Below are 26,168 nucleotides of genomic sequence, written 5' to 3'. Positions count from 1 at the left end.
TTTCGCCAGATGTTATTCGGAGGGTAGTAATTCGGTAAATTGTTTTCCGGGCAATAGTCTTAAACCTTCCATGACATTTTTCTGCGTGCATTTAAAATAATCGGCATAGTCGGATGTGTCGAAGCTAAAACCTAGTAATTCGTGCATTCTTTCAACCACAAATGCTATTTTCTCTGGATCAACAGAACGTTGTCGAAACGTAAATTTATCCGACTCAGTGTCAAACTCTTCTTCTGATATTGAATTTAAGAGATATGCAGTATGCAGTGCTTGAAAGTCAATCGTCCTTTTCTGCCACACGATTACCGACGATAGAATCGCAATGTCTTTCTGATGATCATCACATAACTGATTGAGGCCATCCCTCACGAATTGTGTCTGTGTTACTGCTACATGCTCCCATCGAGCGCCATCAGTGCTTACAACTCGAAAAAGAACATCTCCTGAAGGATAGCCACCGGAAAGAATACCGCTGCCAATATCTGACGTAGTTCGAAAATCATTCTCAACACGCATTGGCTTCATTACTTTATCCCCATTATTTTATCAGCATCGCCGTATATAAAATCGAATACTTTATTTAAAATAGTACCTGTTACATCTTTCGTGTTAGAAGTATTCAGTAAAGGTCTGCTATTGATATCAACCTTCAACTCAATACCTGTTTCAGATATAGGAAGAGATGAAAAGTCTAATATTAAACCGCTTGATCCAATAGGAATCTCACTTGATGCCATCTTATACTGTGATATCCCAAGGCTTATATAATAATTGTCATCCGTTTTATAGCCAACATTTAAACTAGCACTAGCGGGTAATCCAAAAGACGGTAAAGAAATAAATTTATCTTGTATATAACCGAAAATATCGACATCACTATATTTTTCAATATCTACAGGATACTTCACAGCAACAACAAGCCCGCGCTCCAGTTGAGAAGCTAGCGGAACTACGCTGCACAAACATTCCTGAAATATTGTCACATTATGAATAATATATTTTTTAATATCATCCAAGCCGGGCCAATCTTTATCGTTTATGTCTAAATTAAGCTGAGCGGATACTTGAGTAAAATGCGCAGAAATCAGTCCATTTGATAGTATTACGCGAGCTGCTTGAGGATTAGCATTGTCATCAATATTGGTATTAACAGAAACGGCAGGAATGATAGATTTAAAAGCCTTTTCAATCTCAAATTGTTTGGTCCTTATTTCTAAATCTCTTTTATAGCCAGCCACAAAAATGGCTTGTGCAATCGATTTATTTTCCAGTTTTAACATAGCCTTATCCATTATTTTGTATCAATGCTCAAAGAGCTCAATTGGACGCTTGAAGACATTGAAAGTTTCGCAAAGACGATAGCTGACTTCTGTCTAGCTAGTCTAGCTATGAAATTTGTATTGTGGAGGCAAAAGACTTTTAAACAACTGAATTGCAATAAAAATCTCATTCAGCACACACATGTAGCGCCTTTTTCAGCAGCATTATATAACCCATTTGACAACTTAGGATAGTGGCCTTATTCTGCATTCGTCGCCCACATGGTGGCAAGGGTCTTGGCGGACTCATTATCTACCGGCATATAGCCGCGCAAGCGGTTTTTTTATGTGCGACCGCACGGGCGGGCTGTTGTAGGTGAAAGTCCTACCGTAAGTTGATCACAGCGAACGAAGCGAAGCGCAACTGCATGAGGGTGACTGATTGTGGGGAGGAAGCGCGTAGCGAAGCTGCGAGCCGATGGACAAGAATCGGATAGAAGGCGGTCGCTGCGTAGCAGGGCGAGCGGTCATAATTCCGCGAAGCTCTCGTGATCAAAGCGAAGTGGCGTAAATCCGGCGGTTGTGCAGGGCCGTAGGCTGGGTTGAATACAATGAAACCCAGCATTGACGATATTTTATGCTGGGTATCGCTAACGCTCAACCCAGCCTACGCGTCCAATTATTTTTTAAGCGACTGAGTTAAAATCAATACGCCTGCACCCCAAACCTCAACAACAACCTCGGCAAAATATCATCTAAATTCAACACGTCCTTATCCGTCAATTCAATCAAGTTGAAATTGTATTTCTGGTAAATAGCGAGTTTTTCCTGTTTTCTGGCTTGGTATTTAGCATCGTTGTCGTAGCCCCAGAATTCGATATAGACCTTGCCGGTGGGGATGTAGAAGTCGCAGTACATTTCTTCTTCGATCGGCAGTTTTCGTTCGTAGGCGTGGACGATTTCCGCCATGTACAGCCAATTGTCGATCAACATTTCTGCTTTGGAGCGCACGAAGTGGCCGTCGGTGGTGCGGTGGGTGGCTTCGAATTTGTGGCGGAAGCTGTCCATCTTGTCAGTGTCGGTTTTGGGCTTATCGACGCCTTTCATGTTATCGACATTGTCTTTCAGCGCGCGGTTGCGGGTGATCTTTTCCGGCCAGCGCACGTAAGGGATGCCGGAACGGCTGTCTTCGCCTTGTTCGGCGCCCATCGCCAAGCCTTGCTCGGTGACCAGCCAGCCTTTCAAGCCTTTTTTGATCCAGCCTAGTTCAGACAGGATGTAGTTCATTTTGTTGGCCGGCAGTTCGAATTGTTGCCCCAGCACAGTGGCGGTAAGTAGTTTGGGCGCATCCGGTTTGGCCGCGGCGGTTGGCACTTGGAAATCCTCAGGCCAGGCGACGTATTGGCCGTATTTACCGGTTAGATAGACACCGCCGGCGGCACTGCCTGCTTCAGTTAACTGCCATTTGTCTTCTTGTTTTTCGATTAGGCCCAGTGCAGTCAACTGCCCAAACATTTGCTCTTGGGACACCCCGCGTAATTTGGCCAGTTGGGTGGTGGATAGGCGTTTCTCGTCACTCATCTCTGTAGTTCTCTAGTTAGACCGGACCAAGTTTAGACCATGTTCTGAGCCGCTCTTAAGCGACGTTGACGGTTGATTTAACCTCGCCGGCCTGTAGATCGATAAATTGCTCTGTATGCGAACAGGAAAACGCTGCGTTTTTTCGGTAATGCGAGCAGCCCCAGAATTGGCCATGCGGTCCTTTGCGCAGCACCATCGCGCCTTGGCAACGTGGGCAGATCGGTTCGACGAAGTCGCAACGGCGATTTTCACAAACACGAAAGCGGCCTTGGGTTTTCAAGCCACCGCCACACCATTGGCAAGCTCGTTGCGTGTGATTGCACAGTGGATATTGGTTACAGCCGAAAAAGCTGCCGTACTGGCTATCTCTGGGTACCATCCATCCGGTTTTGCAGGCTGGACAGGGAATATCGGCAATTTGGTCTTGAAAGCCGGGTCCGGCAAATTCGTCGACAGTAACGGCGTATTCACCGTCAATTAATTCTCTGACGAAAGGCGACGGGTTAAGGCCATTGGTGACCAAATAGACATTATGCCGCGCCCGCGTCAGTGCCACGTAGAACAGGCGTCGCTCTTCGGCGTATGCAAAGGCCTCGGCCTGAGGCAGCAATAGCTCTAGCAAGGGATGGGTGGCTTTTTCCGATGGAAAGCCGTGTTCGCCCTTTTCCAAACCGAACACGATCACGTAATCGGCTTCTTTGCCCTTGGAGGCATGTACCGTCATGAATTGCAGTGACAGCTGCGGATAACGGCGCTTTAAGGCGGCGACATCGGGCCGTTTGAAGTTGAAGCGCGCTAACAGCAGAACACTCGCGGATGGCTTGGCCTTATCAGCGATGGCGTCGAGTGCCGCCTGTATGCCGGTTAAATCCTGATCGGTTTTGATTAGCGACACGGCAGCCTGCTCGACAAGACGTAGACTGCGGATCTGTTTGTCGATCTGGCTGGGGTTTTGGATGACGAAGCGCGACGCCACTTCGCCGATTTTGTTATTGAAGCGAAAGGTTTGATCCAGCACGCTGGTTGCCGTATCGCCGAAGTGGGTTTGAAAGTCTTTGGTCAGTGCGACATCGCTACCGGTAAAACGGTAGATGGATTGCCAATCATCACCCACGCTGAACAGGCTGGCTTCCGGTTGCTGGGACATCAAGGCTTTCAGTAAGCGCGCCCGGCTGGCCGAAATATCCTGAAATTCGTCCACCAATAAGTATTGGTACGGAGACTGAAAGCGTCCGGATTCGACGTACTCGATGGCTCTGCCGATCATGTCGTCAAAATCGATGGTGGCGTTGTCGCGCAACTGTTGCTGGTAGGCTTGGTAGATCGGTTCGAATAAATATGCGGCGGCGCGCATGCGTTCCTGGTCTTCATGCTTGCCCGCCTTTTCGACCAGCTGTTTGATACTGAGGTAAGCGGCTTTGAACAAGCTGAGGATTTGCGCCATCAGTTTGCTGAACTCGGATACCCGGCCTAGCTGATTGAGTTGGTCGAGTAACTCATTTTGCGGCAAAGGTTGGAACTGAACCCCGGCAGCCTGCAATTTTTCGCTGAGTACTTCGGTCAATCGCCCTTGTTGTTTCAGGTAACTGTAGGTTTCGATCAACGGGGTTTGATATTTCGCGTGTAACTCCCTTTTCCAGGCCATGCCGGCCAGGTAGTTGGTTTGTTCGATAAAGGACGGTGTTTGATTGTGTTCGTTAACGGCAAAGTGTTCAATGTAAATGCCGTAACCCGGCAGGAAGAAATCCGGTTGGTAGACGCGGTAGTCCGGGCCTGAGGTGTTGACCTGATAATTGGCTTCGTATTGGTAGGCAATGCCTTGTCGATACAAGAAATTGGCAATCTCGCATTCCTCGTAGCTTTTGACGAGCTCACCCTGTAGCGTACGAATATCGTTTTCAAGGATGTAGGCATTGTAGGCGCCCAAACTCTTGAAATTGAATTGACTTTTATAGGGGTAGGCAAAGCGCAGAAAATAGGTCAGCAGCCGCGAGCGATAACGTTCATCCTCCAGCAAGCTTTGAATGTGGCTATCGACAAACGCGGCGCGCAAGGTATCGTCTTCGGCCATTTTGTCGATGGCCGGCCTGGTACCTTCAACCTGGCTAATGATGTCTAAACCCAGGCCATGAAAGGTTTTAACCGTCAGGTTTTGAATCCCCAGTTTGGACTGGATGCGCTCTTCCATTTCTTGCGCCGCTTTGCGGGCATACGCCAGCATCAAAATCTGTTCGGGTTTTGCCAGACCGGCGTTGATCAGGTAACCCGCGCGGCCAATCATGGTGCTGGTCTTGCCGGTACCCGCGCCGGCCAGCACCAAGTTATGCTGCTCGTCGATGATGCAAGCGTTACGTTGCGCTTCGGTCAGCGGATTGGTTTCGACCTGATCAAAGAAGTCTTTGAATTGCTGAGCCTGTCGAGCGATAAAGGTTTGATTGAGTTTGGCAACCTGCTGGTGTGCGTCGTCCAATAGAGGCCGAATAGCGAGATAATCCTGATGAAGCTCGGCTGGCAAACGCTGCAGACAATCCGTTCTTTTAAGTCCCGCCGCCAACCACAAATGATTGCCTATCCACTGTTCAGCTATGGATCGGCGAATGTATTTTTTATTGGAAAGCAGCAATCTGGCTTCTTGGGATGCTTGTATCAGTGCAGGTACTAACTGCTGGTAAAACCTTTGAATGCGTTGATTAACATAGCGTTTAATCGTGGCCAGCAACAACGCCGACTGCTTTTTGTCGACGCCGCCAAAGCGTAGCGTTTGGCCATCATTTAACGTAAACAACAAAGTATCCCAAAACCAACCGGGGTCGATGCCAATTCCAGGCTGAAGGTTCAAGATTTGGAGCTTGAGTTGCTTTTGGCGCTCATCGATTAACACCAGCGTTTCTGGCTCGAGAACAAAGGCGTGAAAGCGGCGATCTTTTGCAAACCACTTGGCCCAACGACTGAGTTGATAACGTGGTAGCGGCGTGGGGGTTGGTGTCTGCATATGTCCTTACTAAATCAAATTCCCAATGTCGAATCAGGACTACCAAGTAAATCGAGTGGCCAAAACATGGAAATTAACATTTTTAGGCCGGAGCAAGCAAAGTAAAAGCCATCAAGAACGGATTTTGCCGAACTTTGTTGATAGTGGTTTTAGTCATCTGTGCCATCTGAAATTGTTTTGACTATTCACATCGGTTTGGGTGGCTGCCCTGGTTTGTCCGTCCATTCCCAAATTACGCATAATGCCAATCAATAGGCATGGGCGGTTTTTGGCGCCAGGTCGCGGTGAGCCTTCCAGAAGGTCATGACATGAGGTTTACCGATTTCGTGCAGGTTGTGCGGTCGTTCGGTCTGCTTGATGAATTCGACGAACTTGATCATCCGGCCGACCTGCAAGCGGCGATGGGCTTTGGCGTCTTGGCGGGCTTACTGGTGGGCCAGGGCCTGGATGTGTTGACACGCACCACCTCCAGACGCTCGTGAGACAGGATGCTGCGGGCGTGTTGATCTAATACTTCAGAGGCGTCCAGGCTAATGTTGAGTTGTGTTGGGAAACAAGCGATCGTACGAAGTCAGTTTCAATTGCCAAGTGCGGGAGCAGGTATCGGATCTATTTTTGGTGGAAGCCTTGGCGGTAACCTCCACGCGGTGTTATGTGCTTCGAGTAAAGCAATCAGCCTTGCGTTTTTAGTTTGAAGATCGGCTAAAAGCGCATTACTAGTCATCAATGTCATATCCGGATAACAATATTGCCATATCCTCGCCAACACCCCAGCCGACGTTCCGGCCTTGCAGCGCAACTTGCTCGAGTCTGTCTATAAACGGCGAGCGTTTGGCTTCCGGCAATGCCATGACATATTTCAACGCTTGTTCGAACATTCGCACCAAGGCATCAAAATACCCTTCATCGTCCATGCCGCAGTAGCCCAGGAAAACAAATACTTCTTCGCAATAGAAAATTGACAGTTCGGCCAGTCCTTCAGGTTGACCGACCGCTTTTTTGTAATCGGTAATCGCTTTCTTCGCTTTGGCCACTGAAATAGGTTGATTACGCATCACATCCGGGCAAATCCAGCGGGAAATCGTGTCCTTATAGGGTTTGAGAATATCCTCACCCAACCCGAATCGGGCATGCAGAAACGTTTGATTATCTTTATTGGCTGAGTATAGGTCTTGTATCAGCCCGATCAGACCAACTCGATCGACGTCAGCCAATTTGGATTTAACGTCGCTCCAGGTTGCTTTGGTTTTTTTCTGTTTGCTAGTCATTTGCTGTCGGTTATTGTTTGGTTCGTACTTGCAGTTAGCCTAAGTTATATCATCAGCATACAACGCTAACCATCACAGTCAGACTGAGCTGAATAGAGCTGACACTGAAAGGGGTTATTTTTCCCGAACGGGAACTTCAATGCTTGTCTATCGTAAATTCTACATTAAATTTCCCGTTCGGGAAATTAAACTTGTATATTGGTTGTTTTCGCCTAATAATTTCCCGAACGGGAAAAACCTCATGATCAACATCCAATCTACCCAACAACTTGGCCAAGCGCTACGCTCTGCCCGCAAACAACTCGAATTAACTCAATCCGAACTAGCGTTGGCGGCAGGCGTGGGCGTTCGCTTTATCGTCGACCTCGAAGCAGGCAAGCCGACCGTGCGTCTGGAAACGGTGATGCGCGTGATTGAAGCACTGGGTGGGCAGGTCATGCTCGATGGCCTGCCGGACATAACCGAAGCACCATGAGCCATTTGCTTGCTGTCTATTTATTTGATCGTCGAGTGGGGGATTTGGCCCTGGTTGAAGGCAGACTGCAATTTAGCTACTGCGCCGACTGGCTGCAACATGCCGACGCTGTCCCGCTGTCCTGCTCGTTACCGTTGCAAGTAGAGGTTTTCAACGACCAACAGACGCGGCCTTTCTTTGCTGGATTGTTACCGGAAGGCAAATTACGCCAACTGATTGCTCGCCAGTTTCAGGTCTCGAAGCAGAACGACTTTGCCTTGCTCGATCATATCGGCGGCGAATGCGCTGGTGCGGTTTCGCTATTGCCGCCAGACCGATTACCCGCTGTATCTGAACCAGCGAACGAGATCGACTGGTTATCCGACTCTGACGTAGTGGCCTTGCTGGATGAATTGCCACAGCGGCCGATGCTGGCTGGTCGAGATGGCTTGCGCCTGTCCTTGGCGGGCGCTCAGGATAAGTTGCCGGTGGTATTTGATGGTCAACGAATCGGTCTGCCCCGCAATGGCACGCCCAGTAGCCATATTCTCAAACCGGCCATCGCTGCCGTGGAAGACAGTGTAATCAACGAAGGTTTCTGTCTGGCATTGGCAGGTGCAATGCAATTCCAGACCGCACAGTCGAGGATTTGTGCCATTCGCGACCGCTCATTTTTGCTGGTTGAGCGTTATGACAGAACTCAAACTGCAATTGGCCAATGCGTGCGTCTGCATCAGGAAGATTTCTGCCAGGCACTAGGCGTGGTACCGGAACTGAAATATCAGAACGAGGGTGGGCCGGGTTTGGAACGGTGCTTCGATTTGGTCCGCCGCGTGACCCGACCGAGTGCGACGCAGGTGTTGCGACTGCTGGATGCGGTCATTTTCAATGCCTTGATTGGCAACCACGACGCCCATGCCAAGAACTTTTCTATCTTGTATGCCGACAAGGGTGCCGTTCTGGCGCCACTTTATGACGTCCTGTCAACCGCCGTTTATCCCAGTCTGACGCCCAAGATGGCAATGCAGTTGGGTGGCAAATATAAATTTAGCGAAGTGCAGGCAAGACACTGGGACCGCTTTGCCCAAGCGGCGGGCTTGTCGGTAGCGCAAACCCGAAAACGCATTCTTGGTTTGTGCCAACGGCTACCGGTGGTTGCTCGCAGGTTGCAGACATCGGCGGATCATGAATTTGCTGGAAACCCAGTGATTGAACAACTCGTACAGCTGATCGAGCAACGCGCGGCGCTGACGGTCAGGCGGTTCGCCGGGTTTGATTAAACTCTAAAGCTGTTGGATACTCGACACAGACTAGAGGGACGCCGGTGACTGTCACTTATTGAAATGCTTGGGGTGATCTAATTGATATTTGGAAAAATAGGATAGCTCGGTTTCTTCTGGTGATGCAGAGGGCAGATGAGAATAGAGCTTGTTGACCACATTTTTGAACCACAGTGGTCTGTAGATTAAGACAAATATCAGGATTGAGTCGGTGACCGGGACCGGGAGTATTTCTAAGCAGCCGATAGTGACTAAAACTAGAAACCACTTGAGGCGCCATAGCAGCGGCGGATTTCTGCGTTTAAAGTGAAATATTTTCTTCATGCTCAACCAGTTTTACCGAGGCGTTATTCAAAGGGAACGTGGCAATCATTAGGCATAAAAAAAGGACCAGGTGTAACCAAAGTCCTTTATTTTTATGGTGCCTCAGACCGGAATCGAACCGGTACGACCTTTCGGTCGCGAGATTTTAAGTCTCGTGCGTCTACCTATTTCGCCACCGAGGCCTTCTTACTGATGAAGTGCGAAGGCCGCGAATTCTATAGCATTGATTAAATTTGTCAATTGAAAAATGGCAAATTAATGTCAGTTTATCCGTTCGCGACGGCAAACCCTAATAGGCCTTAAACCGCTTGTTTAATTCTAACCAAAGCGTTTTCCAGATTGGTCATGCTGGTGGCGATGGATATTCTGATATGGCCCGGACAGCCAAATGCCGAACCCGGCACCAAGGCCACGCCGGCTTTTTCGATTAGGTATTCGGCAAACTCTAGATCGTCGTTGATACCATCCAGTCGACTTAACAGTTTTTCCACATTCGGGAAAACGTAGAAGGTGCCGTCGGTAGGTAAGCATTCAATGCCATCAATGCTGTTCAGTTCGGCAACCACGTAATCGTGGCGCTTTTTAAATTCCACCATCATCGTGTCGATGCAACCTTGGTCGCCGTTCAGCGCTTCTTCCGCTGCCACTTGGGAAATCGATGTAGGGTTAGAAGTGCTTTGCGATTGGATGATGCACATGGCTTCGATCAACGGTGCCGGGCCGGCAGCATAGCCGATCCGCCAACCGGTCATCGAATAAGCTTTGGATACACCGTTTAAGACGATAGTGCGGTCATAAAAGCCGGGGTGGGCATTCAGGATATTGACGAATTTGCCTTTGTTCCAGAGGATCAATTCGTACATGTCGTCGGTTGCGATCAACACCTCAGGAAAATCCAATAACACGTCGCCCAGTGCTTTTAATTCTTCCAGGCTATACGCAGCGCCCGTTGGGTTGGAAGGACTGTTAATGACCAATAGGCGGGTTTTGGGGGTAATCGCGGCGCGCAGTTGTGCCGGGGTGATTTTAAAGTTTTGCGCTTGTCCGGCTTCTAAAATCACCGGGACGCCATCGGCCAGCAGCACCATATCCGGGTAGGACACCCAGTAAGGGGCAGGGATGATGACTTCGTCGCCGGGATTGAGCAGCGCTTGCGCCAGGTTGAAAAAACTTTGTTTGCCGCCGCAGGACACCAGGATTTGATTAGCTTGGTAATCCAAACCGTTATCGCGCTTGAACTTGGCAATGATGGCTTTTTTTAAGCCGGCCGTACCGTCAACGGCGGTGTATTTGGTAAATCCGGAGTTGATGGCTTTAATGGCGGCGGCTTTAATATGCTCCGGCGTATCGAAATCCGGCTCGCCGGCGCCCAGGCCGATAATGTCTTTGCCGGCGGCGCGCATCGCAGCGGCACGGGCGGTAATGGCCAGGGTAGGGGAGGGTTTGACCGCTTTTACGCGGTTAGACAGGTTAATGCTCATGATGCCTCGGTCGAAATTCACTCAAATGGTCGTCATTATACGGCATAACGCTAAAAGCGCCTTATTCCTGAAACGATCTGCTGGCTTTTAAATCGTTAAAAACATCAATTCGAAAATTTTAAGCGTCACTCTTCCGCATAGGCTGCCAAATCGTTCAGTATCGATTGATTTACATTTGGCTCGTCCCGCAGTAGTTTAATTTTGGCGTTGAACTGCTCCAGCGTCAGTCCCCCGGTCGCCAGTGTGCCGTTTAGCTTGTCCCGGCAATATTGCTTCCAGAGTTGGACGTCTTCCATGGATAGGGTATGCGGATAATTCCGGGCGCGATAGCGAAACAGCATTTCCGGCAAACGGACATCGTCGAAATCGGTGTCAAATTCGGATAGCTCGCTGGGTTTGGCTTGCCTGATCCGGGCGATGGCCGCCTTGTCTTTGTTGCTGAAAAAACCGCCACTGTAAATCATCAAATCAGGATCGGTAGGTGAGTCTTGATATTGCCGGGTAAAGACTTGCGACAGCTTTTCCGCTAGAGATGGCGCAGTCTGAATCCGCTGCAAATGGGATAGACACAAGTCCAAGTCGAGTTGCAAGCGTTCGGCATCGGCCGGGCGTATCACCGACAATGGCGCCAACACCGGCGATTTGTTGATATGTACGGTTTTTAAGGGAATTCTGGCAATGCCTTCCGGTAGTGCTTCGGCGGCAACAAACAGCCGCTGTTGAATCTCTTCCGCACTTAACTCAAGCAAAGGTGCCGGATCGACGGAAAGATCGTAAACGATGACTTCGTTGTTATTGCTTGGATGCTGCACTAAGGGCAAAATCACCGCAAGACTATTATTCCGGGCCGAAAAACGGCCGGAGACATGAATTAAGGGCTTAAAGCTGCCGAGTTGCAACAGGTTTAGTGCGGTGTTTTTATAGCGATTGTTCAGTAAATAGTTGAATAGTTTTGGCTGCCGCTCCCTGATTAATTTAGCCATTGCGATGGTTGCATACACATCCGATAACGCATCATGGGCAGCTTCATGGGCGATACCGTTAGCCTTGGTGAGTTCTTCCAATTTAAAGCTGGCAACACCGTCGGCATTAACCGGCCACTCGATGCCTTCAGGCCTTAAGGCTTTGGCGGCGCGCACTACATCGATAATATCCCAGCGCGAGTTGCCGTTTTGCCATTCGCGCGCATAGGGATCGTAAAAATTCCGGTAAAGCAGGTTGCGAGTCACTTCATCGTCGAAACGGATGCTGTTGTAACCGACGCCGCAGGTGCTGGGTTCAGCGAGTTGCCGGTTAATAATGGCGGCAAACGCAGCTTCGCAAACGCCTTTTTCGGCCGCCAATTGCGGGGTAATACCGGTTATCAGGCAGGCTTCCGGGTGTGGCAAGTAATCGTCGGCGGGCTGGCAGTAGGCCATGACGGGCTGGCCGATGATGTTGAAATCCACATCCGTGCGGATGCCGGCAAACTGACAAGGCCGGTCGCGTTGCGGATCGATGCCGAAGGTTTCGTAATCGTGCCAGAAAAAAGTAGCTGTAGTCATTAAATACGTGCGGGTAGGATGGCAGAGTCGGGAAAATTTCCGCAAACATGCTTTTGCGAATACTTGCGGACGGATTTTATTTTATAATCGCCCGCTCCATTTTATGTGTCCATCATAGGAAAGTGTTATGAAAAAAACCTCGTTGCTCGTTTCAACCGTTTTATTTTTGTTCGCCGGTTTTGCCCATGCTCATGGTCCGGTTAGAGCAAAAATGACAGCCACCATCACTGTTGATGCCCCAGCGGCCAAAGTGTGGGATTTGATCAAGAACTACGATGATATGTCTTGGCACCCAGGCATTAAAAGCGTGAAAGGCGACGGCACCAATAACAAAGGCGCTATCCGCGTGTTGACTTTGGCGAACGGTACCATCACAGAAGAATTAAAGGCCTATGACGCAGCGAAATTCTCTTACAAATACAAAATCACCGATATGAGCTCAACCGGCACCATTAAACACGCCGGTCAAGACGAGCCGCTGCCAGTATTGCCAGTGGGTAACTATGCGGCAGAATTGTCCGTGAACGACAAAGGCGGAAAAGCCGAAATCGAGTGGGTGGCCACTTACTACCGTGCCTATGTCAACAACAACCCACCAGCCGAATTGAACGAAGAAACTGCCGATAAAGCGGTTAGCAATGTTTTGAAAACCGGTCTGGAAGCGATTGCCAAAAAAGTAGGCTCAGGTTCCGCCGCAGTTGAGATCGATATTAAACGCTAAGCTTTTGTTATTCGGTTCTCGGTCATTCGCGCCGAGAACCCTCGCCCCCCATTCCTGTCATTCTCACCATGCGCATCAGATATTCGTTGTTGGCTTTTTCATTGCTCGGTGCATTCGCATCCGGCGTTAGCGCTGATTCGCGCGCTTTTATTACCAATCAGTTGGACAATTCGGTATCTGTTATCGATACCAAAAGCCAACAGGTCGTTGAAACGATCAAAGTGGAAGGTAAGCCGGCTGGCGTTGCGCTGAATCAACCGAAGAAACAGGTATATATCAGCACCCCGGAAGGCGGCGGATTTGCGGTTTTGGATAGCGAAAAACTCACTAAATTAACCAATGTTAAGGTCGGCGGCGCTTCGCTAGGGATCACCGCGGACAGAAAGGGCGAGCAGGTATTTGTCGCTGATTGGTATGAAAATTCTGTGACGGTTTTTGATACCAAAAACTTCGCGAAAATTAAAACGCTTACGGTCGGCAAATCGCCGTCCGGCATGACCGTTAGTCCGGATAATCGTTGGCTGTATGTTGCTAATCGTATCGACGATTCGATTTCGCAAATCGATTTAAGCAAACTGACTATCCGTAATACCACCAAAGTCGGCGCGCATCCGTTTGGCATAGCGGTGGATAGCCAGGGTAAGCGTTTGTATTCCGCTAACGTGGAAAGTGACAATGTGACCGTTTTGGACGCCCGCAGTCTAAAGCGTTTGGCTACCATCAAGGTTGGCGCCAGGCCGTATGCGGTTGCACTGGCGTTGAACGATAGCCTGCTGTTTGTTACTAATCAGGACGATAGCACCGTATCGGTCGTTGATACCACCACATATAAGCAAATTGACGTGGTCGCAGTCGGCGATAAGCCGGAAGGCATCAGCACGCATCCGGACGACCAGAACGTCTATGTTGCCAACTGGTTTGACAATAATGTGTCCGTCATCGACGCCAAAACTTTAAAAGTAGTAAACACGATTAAAACGGGGGAGGGCAGTCGTGCTTTTGGCGAGTTCATTGCACGCTAGGCGATTCGGCATTTTGATGGCCGCGCATGTATGGTAGACTGCGCGCCGTTGTTAACCTCATTGAGAAATATATGGCTGAAACCGTTGAAGATTTAACCATTAGTTACGAAGACGGCGGCGTTGAAACTGTCAAGGAACTGGACAAAAAAATCCTGAGCAAGGGCGCTTGGGCGACGGTTATTTACCGTTATCAGGATTGGGAACCGGCTAAAAATCAATATAGCCAAGATAGATTTAGTATTCGCCGCTATCAAAAACGTAACGGCGAATATCAGCAAAAATCCAAATTCAATATTTCCAGCGAAAAACAAGCGCAAGAGTTAATCGACGCGCTACAGGGTTGGTTGGCGGAAGCCAAATAAACCGCTTCAGTTTAGCGAGGCGTTTGTTTAATAAGCCTCGCTATACTAATCCACCCATTCATAGATCTCTGTCAAAGCCGGATCACATTTGCAGCAGCTGGTGCCGCAGGAAGCGCCGACAGGACTTAATCGTACTTTGCCTTTGTTGATCCACTTGCCAAGCATGCCGCGCAAGGCGTCTGCATCCATATGAAAATGCAACACAAGATCGCTCAAGGTTACCCGGCGTTTTTCCTGCAAATAACTGCGCAAATCGGACAATATCATTGCGGGACTCCGCTGGTTTGGCGCACGCCATAAAAACGCAGTGTGAACAGAACGCCAGCAAAGATCAGCGTTAAAGCCAATATCCAGCCAATAGCGGAATGCGGATGTTGTGCATAGGTCATGCCTTGATAGAAGAGGGTGGCGGTCAAGTAAGCCACAAAAGTCGTCCAGCACACCACGAATAAAGCCCAGCTGCCGTTGGTTTCTTTGTATATTGCCGCAGTGGCGGCTACGCAGGGCGCATACAGTAAAATGAACAATAAGTAGGCAAACGCGCCGATTTGGCCGTCGAAATGCGCCTGCATGACGCCGAAGGTATCGAGTTTGACTTGCTGCTGTTCCGCTGCCGCAGCCTGATCGGAGATATTGGCGATACCCAATCCCAATGGGTCCAGCAGCTTGTCGGCAATGGCCGTCAGGTTGTCCGGTACCGTTTGACAAGCCTCTAACAAGGCTTGCCGTAAATCAAAGCTTTTTTCTTCTTCGGCATGATCGGAAACGGCCATTTGACTGTACAACGCATCCAACGTTCCGACTACGGCTTCCTTAGCCAACACGCCGGTAAAGATGCCGACGGTCGCCGGCCAGTTATCGTGGGCGATACCCATGGGCTGGAATACCGGCGTCAAAGCACGGCCGATTTCGCTTAGTACTGATTTATCGCTATTTTCCTGTCCGAAACTACCGTCCGTACCCAAAGAATTTAATACATTTAACACCAGCACCATAGGCACGATGACTTTGCCGGCGTTGAAGATAAAGGTTTTCAAGCGCTCCCAAGTTTTGGTGTAGACACCTTGCAAAGTGGGCAAATGGTATGCGGGTAGTTCCATCAAAAAAGGAGTAGGGGAGCCGCGCAACAAGGTGTGACGCATGATTAAACCGGTCAATACTGCCACCACAATGCCGAATAAATATAAACCAAACACCAGGTTCTGGCCGCCTACCGGGAAAAAGGCGGCAGCAAACAAGGCATAAACGGGCAGGCGGGCACCGCAGGACATGAACGGATTCATCAAATTGGTCAATACCCGGTCACGCTGATTATCCAGCGTGCGGGTCGCGATAATGGCCGGTACATTGCAGCCAAAACCGACGATCATCGGCACAAACGATTTGCCGGGCAGGCCGATGATGCACATGAACCGGTCCATTACAAATGCAGCTCTGGACATGTAGCCGGAATCTTCCAGCATCGATAAAAATATGAATAAAAAGCCGACAATGGGGATAAAGGTAGACACCACTTGAATACCGCCGCCGATGCCGCTGCTGATCAACACCACCAGCCAAGCAGGCCAATTCATGCCAGTTAATAGTTCGCTTAAACCGTCCACCAGTAACGCACCGACCGCTTTGTCGAAAAAGTCAACGAAAGCACTGCCGATGTTGATGGTAAACATGAACATGGCATACATGACCAACAAGAAAATCGGAATCCCCAAAAATCGATTTAACACCACGCTGTCGATTTTATCGGTGGTGCTGCGGGAAACCTCGTTAAGTTTGCAGACGCTGGTTTGTACCAGTTGATTAACCAAACCGTAGCGCGCGTCGGCCGCGAGTATGTCGATTTCATCTTGAGTTTGCGCTTCGATATCCGCGCGCAATTGTTCGGCAATTTTTTGTAGTTCAGGGCCGGCAAGTTGTTTTGCCAAGGTATCATTTTCAAGTAAGCGCAAGGCAAGCCAGCGGCTGTCACAAACTAAATCGACAGATTGCTGAGCCAATAGAGGCTGTAATTGACTGACGGCTTGTTCTATAGCTGGATGGTAATTGACTTGTAATGCGGGAATTGGCTTGCTGAGGCAGGCTTTATTGATAAGGTCGCGTAATTCCTTAATACCGGCACCAGTTGCCGCGGTGACCGGCACAACCGGGCAAGCCATTTGCTTGGCAAGCAGTTCGTTGTCGATCTTGATGCCGCGTTTTTTTACCGCATCCATCATGTTCAATACCAAAATCATCGGCACTCGCATTTCTATCAATTGCGAGGTTAGATATAGGTTTCGTTCTATATTGGAGGCATCGACGATGTTAATGATTAAATCAGCTTGGCGGGAGGCGACGTAATCGCGCGCAACTTTTTCGTCAAGGGAGATACTGTCGTCGTCGGCTTCTAGTGAATAAGTGCCGGGTAGATCGACCAGGCTTATCTGTTTGCCTTGGTGCACGTATTCGCCGGTTTTTTGTTCAACAGTCACACCAGGCCAGTTGCCGACGTGTTGCCTGGAGCCGGTCAGTGCATTGAACAGTGTGGTTTTTCCGCAATTTGGGTTACCAACCACGCCAACAGTAAAATCCATACTCATATTTTTTCTATAAGTAAGACGGAAGCCTCGTTTTTACGCAGCGACAACGAAAAGCCGCGAATTTTGATTTCAACCGGATCGCCCATCGGTGCAAATCGCGTAATTGTAAATTCAGTGCCTGGCGTTAAACCCATGGCCAACAACTTCTTGCGATAAACGCCACCCGATTGATCAAATCCAACTATACGGCCTGTATCGCCAGTCGCCAGCGCTTTAAGATATGTCGACATGCAAACTAATTAATAATTGTTCTCATTAAGTTGCAATATAGCACATCATCCCAAAGGGATCACAATATTAGTTTACCGAATAACTACAGATTTCAGTAAATTCGCATAATGTATATTATGTTAAATAATATGGATTGCGAAAACACGCTTTTTCGATCATTGGCGAACATTGTTCCGGTTTAAGTGCTGTATCCGACCAATGCTGCAATGCCAAATTTTATCGGTAATTCGCTATTTTTGAATTGCACAAGCATACACTACACTAATCCAGGAATTTCCACGCCGTTCTGGTAGCGCGGAAACACGTTTTGGTCAACAAAGGAGTTAGCGCATGACGACACTGGAAACAGCTTTACCAGCGGTTATCTCACCACTGAGCCAAGAAGAACTAAAAGGCATCAACGCCTATTGGCGAGCCTGCAATTATTTAGCGGCCGGCATGATTTATCTACGCGATAACCCTTTATTAAAAGAATCGCTGAAACCGGACCACATCAAAAACCGGCTGCTCGGCCACTGGGGTTCCAGTCCCGGCTTGAGCTTTATCTAAATCCATCTCAACCGGCTGATCAAACAATACGACCTTAACGCGATATTTCTGGCTGGCCCTGGTCACGGTGCGCCGGGGGTGTTGGCGCCAGTGTATTTGGAAGGCACTTACGCGGAAATCTACCCGAACAAAGGCGAAGACGAAGAAGGCCTACTGCAGTTTTTTAAAGAATTTTCGTTCCCTGGTGGCATTGGCAGCCACTGCACCCCAGAGACGCCGGGCTCGATCCATGAAGGCGGCGAGTTGGGTTATAGCATTTCCCATGCTTACGGCGCCGCTTACGACAATCCGGATTTGCTGGTGGCGGTGGTGGTCGGCGACGGCGAAGCCGAAACCGGGCCGCTCGCTACATCCTGGCATTCGAATAAATTCCTGAATCCGATCCGCGACGGCGCGGTGCTGCCCATCCTGCATCTAAACGGCTACAAGATCAACAATCCGACCTTATTATCACGGATCCCTCATGAAGAGCTGGAACAACTGTTTCGCGGCTACGGCTACACCCCGTATTTCGTGGAAGGCAGCGATCCGGACACCATGCATCAACTGATGGCTGGCGTACTGGAAACTTGCGTCCTGGAAATTCGGCGGATCCAGCAAGAAGCCCGTGCTAGTGGCATCCCTACCCGGCCGCATTGGCCGATGATTATCTTACGCAGCCCGAAAGGCTGGACCGGGCCGAAAGACGTGGATGGGCATAAAGTGGAAGCCTTTTGGCGTTCTCACCAGGTGCCGTTGGCCGGCGTGAAAGACAATCCGGCGCATATGCAACTCTTGTCTGACTGGCTGCACAGTTACAAACCGGAAGAATTGTTCGATGAGAATGGCAAGCTGATTCCTGAACTAAAAGCCCTGGCCCCACAAGGCAGCCGCCGGATGAGCGCGAACCCGCATGCCAACGGTGGTCTGTTGCGTAAGGCTTTGCGGATGCCGGATTTTCAAGATTATGCCTTGGCGTTGGATGGCCACGGCAAAGTGTCGGCGGAAAATACCCGGCCGCTGGGCAAGTTTTTGCGCGACATCATGAGTGCCAATATGCACAACTTTCGGGTATTCGGTCCCGACGAAAACAGCTCCAACAAACTGGATGATGTTTACAAAGCCAGTAAGAAAACCTGGCTGGCGGATTATCTGCCGGAAGATGCCGACGGCGGCGAACTGGCGACCGATGGCCGGGTGATGGAAATGCTCTCCGAACACACGCTGGAAGGTTGGCTGGAAGGCTATTTATTGACCGGCCGCCACGGCTTTTTTTCGTCGTACGAAGCCTTTGTACATGTGATCGACTCCATGTTCAATCAACACGCCAAATGGCTGGCCATGTCCAAGGCTGTATCCTGGCGGGCGCCGGTCTCCTCGCTAAACTTGTTGATAACCTCGACGGTCTGGCGGCAGGATCACAATGGCTTTACGCATCAGGACCCCGGCTTTTTGGACTTGGTCGTCAACAAAAGCCCGTCGGTAACGCGCATCTATTTGCCGCCCGATGTTAACTGCCTGCTGTCTGTTGCCAACCATTGTTTGCAAAGTACCGACTACATTAACGTGATAGTTTGCGACAAACAAAAACATCTGCAATACCTGGATATGGACGCGGCGATCAAACATTGCACCAAGGGCATCGGTATTTGGGAATGGGCCAGTAATGACGATGGTGCCGAGCCCGATCTGGTGATGGCCAGCGCCGGCGACATTCCCACCAAGGAAGCCTTGGCTGCGGTGGTTTTGTTGCGAGAGCACTTTCCACAATTGAAAATTCGTTTCATCAACGTGGTGGATTTGTACAAGCTAGTGCCGGCCAGTGAGCATCCGCACGGTCTGTCGGATCGGGATTTCGACAGTTTGTTTACCGTCGATAAACCGGTGATCTTCAACTTCCACGGTTATCCCTGGCTGATCCATAGACTGGCCTATCGGCGCCATAACCATAGTAATCTGCATGTGCGCGGCTACAAGGAAAAAGGCAGTATTAACACCCCGCTGGAACTAGCCATTCAAAACGAAACCGACCGTTTCAGCCTGGCAATCGATGCGATAGATCGGATTCCGGCTTTGCAAGTATCCGGCGCCCACGTCAAGGAAAAACTGCGTGACCGGCAAATCGATTGCCGCAACTACGCTTACGAGCACGGCATAGACCGGCCGGAAGACGATCGATGGCACTGGCCGTATTAAAGTTGACGATAAATTGTGCGGTACAACTGCCGCATGCGCCTAATATGCGCGTCCGCTAACGGTTTATCGCCGTAACGGGCCGCTTCGAACAAACCGGTGATTTCCGCCGCACTGCGCCGCGCATCGCGATGCCGACGATTGATTTGCGCCAGATATTCGCGGGTGTTGGCGGTATCGGCGCGTGGCACGTCGTGCAATGCAAACAAGCGCGACATCGCTCGGTAATACTGGCGGGCGGCGGTTTCGCCGCCGGCATGGCGACCGATCACACCCAAACGCAGATAGTCCCATTGGGTTATTAGCCAAATTACCCAAGGGATTTCCCGCAACAAAGCCCCGAACGCCAGTAAAATGACCAGTAAAATCAAAGCCAGCAAACCCAATAACGCCGCCAGCCAGTGCTCGCGCAGCCATTGTTTCAACCACTCCCACCAGTCGAAAATCACCGCAACAGCCGGTGCCAAAGCTTGTTGCGCCGATTCGCTAAGGTCGGCAATACCGTTGATCGCCGCCGCCTGCCAGGCCGGCATATTGACTCGCTTAGCGGCGGCACGCATTTCCGCCGGGCTCGGCCAACGACTGCCGGCCTGCCATTGGCCCGTGCCCTCTCCTCCTCCCGCAGCTTGTTGTTGCTCGCCACCCGCTTTTTCGGCTGGCTGACCGGAACCGGTTTGGCCGCCGCTGCCGGCTTGTTCGATATCACCGCCGGGATTTTGCAAGCTGTCCTGGCCGAAACGCCACTCCAGATAAGGCCAGTTGATTTGCGGCGTTATCAGATAAAGCCCGCCACCGATCAGCACGATGGCGGCGGTGGCCGCCAAAATGGCCGCGCCCTGCCCTTGGCTGCTGGGCCGACCCAGACTCAAACGCTGCAAGTCCGCGCCGCGCCGCTGGACTTGTTCGGCAACCAGACAAAACACCACCGTCACGATATAAGGCGCTAGATAAAACAACATGGTCCAGTCGGCGCGGTAATGCGAGGCGGCGAACAATACTATCGCCAGCGACACCAACAACCCCAGATTCATCTCGCGCCGGCCGGCGGTGACGCAATTGTAGGAAGCCTGCAACATCGCCAATAGATACAACCCGGCGCGCGGCATACCCCAAATCGGCATAAATACCAATACGAACAGCAAGAAACCGATAAACAACACCGCCTTTTGCCACACCTTGCCCGCTCCCGAAAGCCAGTGGTTTTGTCGCCAGCCGACAATGGACGTGCCGCCGAAGACGATAGCCCAGAACAGCATTTCCCGCGCAAAGCTGCCGTATTGGATATCCAAAAATGCATTGCAGGCAACGGCCAGCCATTGCGCTAGAAACAATCCCACATAGACTGGAAAACTCAACGGCGATGCGGTCATCGGTTAAACAGCGCCGTTAAGTCGTCGCCTCGCCGAACCGTGACGTAATGCGCACCCAATTCCAGTAAACCGGCGTTCAATGTCCGGTCGCTGGTGTCGCGACGGGTCCAACTGGCTGCGTTTAGAAAGCTGTCACGTTCAAACAATACCGCGAACAAATACACGCCCTTGGCCCGCAGCAAAGCCAGCGCCTGCAGGGTTTCGGCATTGCGATGCGGCGGCTCCGCCAATAACAGCACGACCGTTTCGCCGCGCACGCAATTCAACGCAATCTCGGTCAGCAATTTGGCATACGGCGTGTCGCCGTCGGCCTCCGCAATTGCCAGCGCATCCAGGATGGCTTGGTAATGAAAATCGCCCTTGCCGGATAGAATCCGTAAAGGCTGCGCGGCATCAGCCAACACGCGGCTGTGCATATTCTGGCCACAGGCATAAGCCGCCACGGAGGCGGCGATGCGTATCGCGTATTCCAGGGTACTGTGCTTGCCGCGGCCGATATTGGCGTCCTTGGCCAAATCCAGGGCGATGCAGATGCAGGCCGACGCCAAAGGTTCGAACTCCTTGACCATCAACTCATTCAAGCGCGCCGTAGTCGGCCAATGGATATGCCGAGGGTTGTCGCCGCGCCGGTATTCGCGCAGCCCGGAGAATTCCGCCGCACCGGCGCCTTCCGGCAGACAATAACCACCGCGGTGAATTTGGCTGGGTGCGCCGAACAGCGGCAGTGATAGAATCGGAAAGACCTTCGGATAAATGGTCAGGGTTTGCCGGGAACGATCGGCGCGGCTGCGCGCCTCTGCTAAGCCCAACGGAAAACTGGACGCCAAGCCCATTGGCCCCAGTTTATAAAAGCCGCGCTTTTCGCACAGCAAGGGTACATCGAAACTACGCGCGCCGCGGCCCGGCACGTAAGCGACGCTGCCCAGCAATTTGTCACCGTCGTTGGCGCCCTGTTCGGCGGCATTGACGAAAGGCAAGCGGTCGACCAACTCCACCATGAAGCGCGGCAGCCAGCCGCGATTTTGTAGGTCGACCCGAAACACGATGGTTTCGCCTTCCAACGCCCGTTGCGGCCCGACCCGCCGCACCGATAAACGTTGAAGCAACCAACGCGGCCAGAGCATGCCGGTCAATAAGGCGGCACTGAGCAATGCAGCGAGCAGCCAAGGCAGACTCTGTTCGCGGCTGATCGCCGCCAGATACGCGGCCAGCGTAAAGCCGCACAAGATTAAAAATTTCAGCCTGAGCGCCATTGTGGTCTAGCGATCAAACTACCGGCGGTGGCAGCCGGTCGAGAATTTCCGCGAGAATTTCGCCAGCGTTGCGCCCCAGCACCGCGGCCTGCGGTTTGACGATCAGGCGGTGTTCCAAAATGGCCGGCGCGATGCTTTTCACCAAATCCGGCGACACGAAATCCCGACCGCGTAAATAAGCCAAGCCTTGTGCACCGCGTGCCAAGGCCAAGGTACCGCGCGGACTGATACCCAAGCGCAAATCGCTATGCTGGCGGCTGGCAGCGCTGATACCGACCATATACTTAGCCACGTCCATACTGATATGCACCGCCTTGACCTGAGCCCGCGCCGCTAGAATATCGGCTTCGGACGTGACGGCCGGCAAGCTGTCGATAGGATGAGTCTGGGTTTGCGCCGCCAGTATCCGCATTTCCTGTTCGATATTGGGGTACTCCATCCGCAAGCGCATGAAAAACCGGTCCAGCTGTGCTTCCGGCAAGGCGTGGGTGCCGGCCATATCGATTGGGTTTTGGGTGGCCAGCACCATAAACAGCTTGGGCAGTTCATGTGTATACCCGTCCACGCTGACATGAAATTCTTCCATGCATTCCAACAACGCCGATTGCGCGCGCGGTGTGGCTCGGTTGATTTCGTCGGCTAGCAGCAGATGGGTAAATACCGGCCCTGGCCGGAATTCGAAATCGGCGGTTTTTTGATTGTAGATAGCGACGCCGGTAATGTCGGACGGTAATAAATCCGAGGTGCATTGCAGGCGTTTCATGTCCACCGCCACCGAACGGGCCAATGCCCTGGCCAACATGGTCTTGCCGGTCCCCGGCACATCCTCAAGCAACACATGGCCGCGGCACAGCATCGCGACCACGGCCAATTCGATGACCGGCCGTTTGCCGATAATGACTTTTTCGACGTTTTCAATTAAAGAAAGCATGGCATCCATTAGTTGAGGATTGTCCTGTTAAAGATGTGAGCGGGAAATGGGAGAGCCAAGCTTAGCAGAGCTTAGCCGTTTGTCATTCGGACTACGAGTTAAGGCGCTTGGCTGCGAATTCGGTATCGGAAAATAGCGCTAACACCGCGAATATCACAATCGCCACCAGTGTCGTGCCCGCTGCGGCGACAGATAAGCCAAAAAACGTCAACCAGGAAACAAACGCATAATAAATGGCCGGCATGACGGCGTTATAACCAAGCGATAGGCCTATGACTCCCAGCAATAACCAGATCGCAAAATTCAAACCAACGCTAATTCGCGCCAAGTAATAAACCGGTTTAACGATACGCTCCTTACGCTTGCCCAGTCCGAAAAATACCAAGCCATAGAGCACGATCAAAGCCGATCCGTAAACGAACAGTTCCGGGTGCTGGGCCGCCGACGTCGCTTGATCGAATACATAAAGCACGCTTGCATTTATGTTGCTCTGCGCCAGTAGATGGTTTGCCAATGTCCCGGGATTCGCGGACTCCGCAGTGTCGGGAATAAAATCCGGGAAATAGAAAACGGCTTGTTGCGGCACGATTAACGTCGAGTTGGGCAATGCACTCTGCGGATATTTACCGGCCGGTTTGCCGTTAACCGACAATATGCCCGCCGCAAAACCGACTTCATCGCCGGGCATACCGACAATTCTGCTGATCTGTAGTTTGCCGGCCGCATCGTCAAAGCTGATCAAGCGTCCGGCTGCCAAATCCACTTTAGCGGACATTACCATAAAAGCGTTCTTGGACAACTCCTTGTACAAGGGATTGGCCGATGCCATGCGGCTGATCGGGTGGTACATAACAGTGTAAATAATCGGACAGCCGAAAACGACCACCGCCAGCAGGCTGAGCAGCGTTGGCACCAATGAAGATCGATTAACGCGCATAGTGATTCGTCCCAGTCAAAAGCCCTAAAGACTAGCACAGCCTGAAAACCGTGCATGTTGGCGACGCGGATAGATGGATGATCGGGTTGGGATGTGCCCAATCTTTGGCATTGCGCCAACAGCGCCGAGTAAAATTTGATGTTTTACCGATGGGTTTAGAGGGTTTGGGGAGGTAAAAATGCTGCTTAGCTGGCAAAGGCTGGAAATTTCCGGAAAAACTAACTTACACTGCGGCGACCAGCCAGCAGGCTTTGTTGCAGTTTGTTGTCGTCTACCCATAAATCGCCGGCCAACAGTTGCGCGATCTGGGCTTTCAAGTCGGGATCGCGGTCGGCTTCGAAAAACAAGTTATGGACAATATTGGATTGATAAAAACGTTCGACGAATAATCGCATCGTATTAAAACCCAGCAAGTACTGGTTATCGTCCTCGGTATGCAGCTCCGGATCGGCTTCCCGCCCGTCGCTTAGCCCAAAATGGACACGGTCGGCAACGCGGGCGGCGCTGGTGAAGGCTAAAAATACGCCGGACGAAAACACCGGATCGAGGAAGCCGGCCGCATCACCGCAGCAGGCATAGCGGACGCCGTAACGGCTTTGGTTGGTGTAACTGAAATCCGCTTCAACTCGCACGGGCGCGAATTGCGCCGCCCCTGCTATCAAACGACTCAGGAGCGGCGATGCCGCCAGATAACGGCGCAACAATTCTTCCGCATCGCAGTCCTTAGGGCCCTCTTTCTGTACCACCAAGCCCACGCTCAAGCGGCGTCCAGCCAACGGAATGATCCAGATCCAGCCTATGTCGACGACCGGCACGTATATATTGCCGGAACTGAACAGTTCGTCAGCCTCCTCGCCCGGTTGAATACCCTCGAAGTGGGTATACACCGCAAATTTGCCTAAATTATCGATACGTCTGATAGCTTTGTCTTTCCTGCCCATTAAAGCGCTGCGGCCCGTAGCATCGATCAAATAGCGGCAGTGGTATTGGCCTTTATCGGACACAATGTCCACCCCTGCCGGTTGGCAGGCAACGTCCAGTACTTTTTCGTCCTGATGCGTAACGACGCCGTGTTTGCCGGCGTTTTTAAACAGCATCTGATCGAACGGGGCGCGTTCGATCTGGTAGGTCTTGCGATTGATTGCCAACGGAAAATACATGCGCTGTTCGGTGGCTTCGTCGATGAACACCGCTCCGCTTTTCGATAGGTTGCCGGCACTCCAATCTACGCCCAAACGCTGAATAATGGGCTCACTGAACGGCAGCATCGATTCACCAATGTGAAAGCGTGGATGCCTACCGCTTTCCAACAGCAAAACCTTATGACCATATTGCGCCAGCAAGGTCGCGGCCGTCGAGCCGGCCGGGCCGCCGCCGACGACGACCACATCATGGTCAAAAGGGTTTTGCTTGTTGTTTATCATCTTTAAAGATCGATGGATTAGTCGTTTGGATAACCGTCTTCGGCTGCATTGTAAATGGCCCGAAACACAGTCCAATGCACGCCGCCGATGCCGGCACCGGTGTAAGTAATGATGCCCACACCTTTGTAAAACTCATCGGTGCGCATCACGTCCGGACCGAAATAAAACGGAATCCAGGCTTTGCCGGTTTGGTAAGACTTGGTATCTGTGGGTTGGCCGAGAATTTCATGGACTTGGCCCTGAGTCATGCCCAGCTTGAGTTTGGCGAATGGGCTATTGGCCGGAAAATTACCGTCAATCCGCGATTCCGGGGCGGTGCTTGATTGAGCCGCCGGCGTGCCTGCTTGCGCGGGCGCCTTATTGCTGGATGCGCAGCCGGCGGCCAGCGCTAAAGTGGCGAAGAATGCTAATGTTTTATAGTGCTTCACAGAGAT

22 protein-coding genes, 1 tRNA gene and 1 pseudogene are annotated in these 26,168 nt (G+C 51.1%); 7 read left to right on the top strand and 17 right to left on the bottom strand.

Annotated elements, in window-relative coordinates:
• Positions 1-12 precede the first annotated feature (12 nt).
• From CWO84_RS08610 to CWO84_RS08595, 4 genes are all read right to left on the bottom strand, one after another.
• Entirely contained in the window at positions 13-525 is a 513-nt protein-coding gene (locus tag CWO84_RS08610) for a hypothetical protein (RefSeq protein ID WP_033156236.1), read from the bottom strand.
• Positions 525-1,280 (bottom strand): hypothetical protein, encoded by a 756-nt coding sequence (locus CWO84_RS08605; protein WP_129871391.1) that lies wholly within the window; start codon positions 1,278-1,280, stop codon positions 525-527. Before CWO84_RS08605 ends, CWO84_RS08610 begins: the two co-directional genes overlap by 1 nt.
• Positions 1,281-1,964: 684 nt before the next feature.
• Positions 1,965-2,840, bottom strand: a complete 876-nt coding sequence (locus tag CWO84_RS08600) for a glycerol kinase (RefSeq protein ID WP_101052327.1) — start codon at positions 2,838-2,840, stop codon at positions 1,965-1,967.
• A gap of 55 nt (positions 2,841-2,895) precedes the next feature.
• Positions 2,896-5,832: a UvrD-helicase domain-containing protein gene (locus CWO84_RS08595; RefSeq protein ID WP_101052326.1), complete on the bottom strand. Its 2,937-nt coding sequence runs from the start codon at positions 5,830-5,832 to the stop codon at positions 2,896-2,898.
• Positions 5,833-6,140: 308 nt separating this feature from the next.
• Between CWO84_RS08595 and CWO84_RS24345 the strand changes: the two genes are divergently transcribed.
• Positions 6,141-6,314 (top strand): hypothetical protein, encoded by a 174-nt coding sequence (locus CWO84_RS24345; protein ID WP_165385953.1) that lies wholly within the window; start codon positions 6,141-6,143, stop codon positions 6,312-6,314.
• 234 nt (positions 6,315-6,548) lie between these two features.
• Here the strand turns inward: CWO84_RS24345 and CWO84_RS24605 are convergent, their stop codons facing one another.
• Positions 6,549-7,100, bottom strand: coding sequence for a hypothetical protein (locus CWO84_RS24605; protein ID WP_033156240.1), 552 nt, complete (start codon positions 7,098-7,100; stop codon positions 6,549-6,551).
• A 241-nt stretch (positions 7,101-7,341) separates the two neighbouring features.
• On the opposite strand from CWO84_RS24605, the gene CWO84_RS08580 reads away from it, so the two are divergent.
• Positions 7,342-7,575 (top strand): helix-turn-helix transcriptional regulator, encoded by a 234-nt coding sequence (locus CWO84_RS08580; RefSeq protein WP_033156241.1) that lies wholly within the window; start codon positions 7,342-7,344, stop codon positions 7,573-7,575.
• Complete coding sequence (locus CWO84_RS08575; protein ID WP_033156242.1) at positions 7,572-8,834, top strand: type II toxin-antitoxin system HipA family toxin; 1,263 nt, start codon at positions 7,572-7,574, stop codon at positions 8,832-8,834. Before CWO84_RS08580 ends, CWO84_RS08575 begins: the two co-directional genes overlap by 4 nt.
• Before the next feature lie 419 nt (positions 8,835-9,253).
• Here the strand turns inward: CWO84_RS08575 and CWO84_RS08565 are convergent.
• The 3 genes from CWO84_RS08565 to sbcB form a co-directional block, all read right to left on the bottom strand.
• Positions 9,254-9,340 (bottom strand) — tRNA-Leu (locus tag CWO84_RS08565).
• A gap of 117 nt (positions 9,341-9,457) precedes the next feature.
• On the bottom strand, positions 9,458-10,639 hold the full coding sequence (locus tag CWO84_RS08560; protein WP_101052324.1) for a pyridoxal phosphate-dependent aminotransferase: 1,182 nt from the start codon (positions 10,637-10,639) through the stop codon (positions 9,458-9,460).
• Positions 10,640-10,764: 125 nt separating this feature from the next.
• Positions 10,765-12,183 carry an exodeoxyribonuclease I gene (gene sbcB, locus CWO84_RS08555; RefSeq protein WP_101052323.1) on the bottom strand — a complete coding sequence of 473 codons (1,419 nt, stop codon included), beginning with the start codon at positions 12,181-12,183 and terminating at the stop codon, positions 10,765-10,767.
• A 127-nt stretch (positions 12,184-12,310) separates the two neighbouring features.
• Between sbcB and CWO84_RS08550 the strand changes: the two genes are divergently transcribed.
• From CWO84_RS08550 to CWO84_RS08540, 3 genes are all read left to right on the top strand, one after another.
• Positions 12,311-12,904 carry an SRPBCC family protein gene (locus CWO84_RS08550; protein WP_033156245.1) on the top strand — a complete coding sequence of 198 codons (594 nt, stop codon included), beginning with the start codon at positions 12,311-12,313 and terminating at the stop codon, positions 12,902-12,904.
• Between the two features lie 68 nt (positions 12,905-12,972).
• Entirely contained in the window at positions 12,973-13,926 is a 954-nt protein-coding gene (locus CWO84_RS08545; protein WP_101052322.1) for a beta-propeller fold lactonase family protein, read from the top strand.
• 71 nt (positions 13,927-13,997) lie between these two features.
• The gene (locus CWO84_RS08540; protein ID WP_101052361.1) at positions 13,998-14,288 is read left to right on the top strand and encodes a hypothetical protein; all 291 of its coding nucleotides are present in this window, start codon (positions 13,998-14,000) and stop codon (positions 14,286-14,288) included.
• 45 nt (positions 14,289-14,333) lie between these two features.
• Here the strand turns inward: CWO84_RS08540 and CWO84_RS08535 are convergent, their stop codons facing one another.
• Genes CWO84_RS08535 through CWO84_RS08525 form a run of 3 tightly spaced genes read right to left on the bottom strand, consistent with a single transcriptional unit; the run spans position 14,334 to position 17,097 of the window.
• Positions 14,334-14,555 carry a FeoC-like transcriptional regulator gene (locus CWO84_RS08535; protein ID WP_033156247.1) on the bottom strand — a complete coding sequence of 74 codons (222 nt, stop codon included), beginning with the start codon at positions 14,553-14,555 and terminating at the stop codon, positions 14,334-14,336.
• Positions 14,552-16,867: a Fe(2+) transporter permease subunit FeoB gene (feoB, locus tag CWO84_RS08530; protein ID WP_101052321.1), complete on the bottom strand. Its 2,316-nt coding sequence runs from the start codon at positions 16,865-16,867 to the stop codon at positions 14,552-14,554. The genes CWO84_RS08535 and feoB overlap by 4 nt, the downstream gene beginning before the upstream one ends.
• Entirely contained in the window at positions 16,864-17,097 is a 234-nt protein-coding gene (locus CWO84_RS08525; RefSeq protein WP_033156249.1) for a FeoA family protein, read from the bottom strand. Before CWO84_RS08525 ends, feoB begins: the two co-directional genes overlap by 4 nt.
• Before the next feature lie 331 nt (positions 17,098-17,428).
• Between CWO84_RS08525 and CWO84_RS08520 the strand changes: the two are divergent.
• Positions 17,429-19,822, top strand: a pseudogene (locus CWO84_RS08520) (phosphoketolase family protein).
• Here CWO84_RS08520 and CWO84_RS08515 read toward each other — a convergent pair.
• From CWO84_RS08515 to bamE, 6 genes are all read right to left on the bottom strand, one after another.
• Positions 19,819-21,189, bottom strand: coding sequence for a DUF4129 domain-containing protein (locus CWO84_RS08515; RefSeq protein ID WP_101052320.1), 1,371 nt, complete (start codon positions 21,187-21,189; stop codon positions 19,819-19,821). The pseudogene CWO84_RS08520 and the gene CWO84_RS08515 sit on opposite strands and share 4 nt — an antisense overlap.
• Positions 21,186-22,442 carry a DUF58 domain-containing protein gene (locus tag CWO84_RS08510; RefSeq protein ID WP_101052319.1) on the bottom strand — a complete coding sequence of 419 codons (1,257 nt, stop codon included), beginning with the start codon at positions 22,440-22,442 and terminating at the stop codon, positions 21,186-21,188. Before CWO84_RS08510 ends, CWO84_RS08515 begins: the two co-directional genes overlap by 4 nt.
• A gap of 13 nt (positions 22,443-22,455) precedes the next feature.
• Positions 22,456-23,373, bottom strand: coding sequence for a MoxR family ATPase (locus CWO84_RS08505; RefSeq protein ID WP_240618004.1), 918 nt, complete (start codon positions 23,371-23,373; stop codon positions 22,456-22,458).
• Between the two features lie 91 nt (positions 23,374-23,464).
• On the bottom strand, positions 23,465-24,310 hold the full coding sequence (locus tag CWO84_RS08500) for a S26 family signal peptidase (protein ID WP_101052317.1): 846 nt from the start codon (positions 24,308-24,310) through the stop codon (positions 23,465-23,467).
• Between the two features lie 218 nt (positions 24,311-24,528).
• Positions 24,529-25,734: an NAD(P)/FAD-dependent oxidoreductase gene (locus tag CWO84_RS08495; RefSeq protein WP_101052316.1), complete on the bottom strand. Its 1,206-nt coding sequence runs from the start codon at positions 25,732-25,734 to the stop codon at positions 24,529-24,531.
• 17 nt (positions 25,735-25,751) lie between these two features.
• On the bottom strand, positions 25,752-26,162 hold the full coding sequence (bamE, locus tag CWO84_RS08490) for an outer membrane protein assembly factor BamE (RefSeq protein ID WP_101052315.1): 411 nt from the start codon (positions 26,160-26,162) through the stop codon (positions 25,752-25,754).
• Positions 26,163-26,168 lie beyond the last annotated feature (6 nt).

The organism is Methylomonas sp. Kb3, assembly GCF_002834115.1.
In the GTDB taxonomy this organism is placed as follows: Bacteria; Pseudomonadota; Gammaproteobacteria; order Methylococcales; family Methylomonadaceae; genus Methylomonas; species Methylomonas defluvii.
Note: the sequence above shows the minus strand (reverse complement) of the source record. Positions and strands in the feature narration are given on the sequence as shown.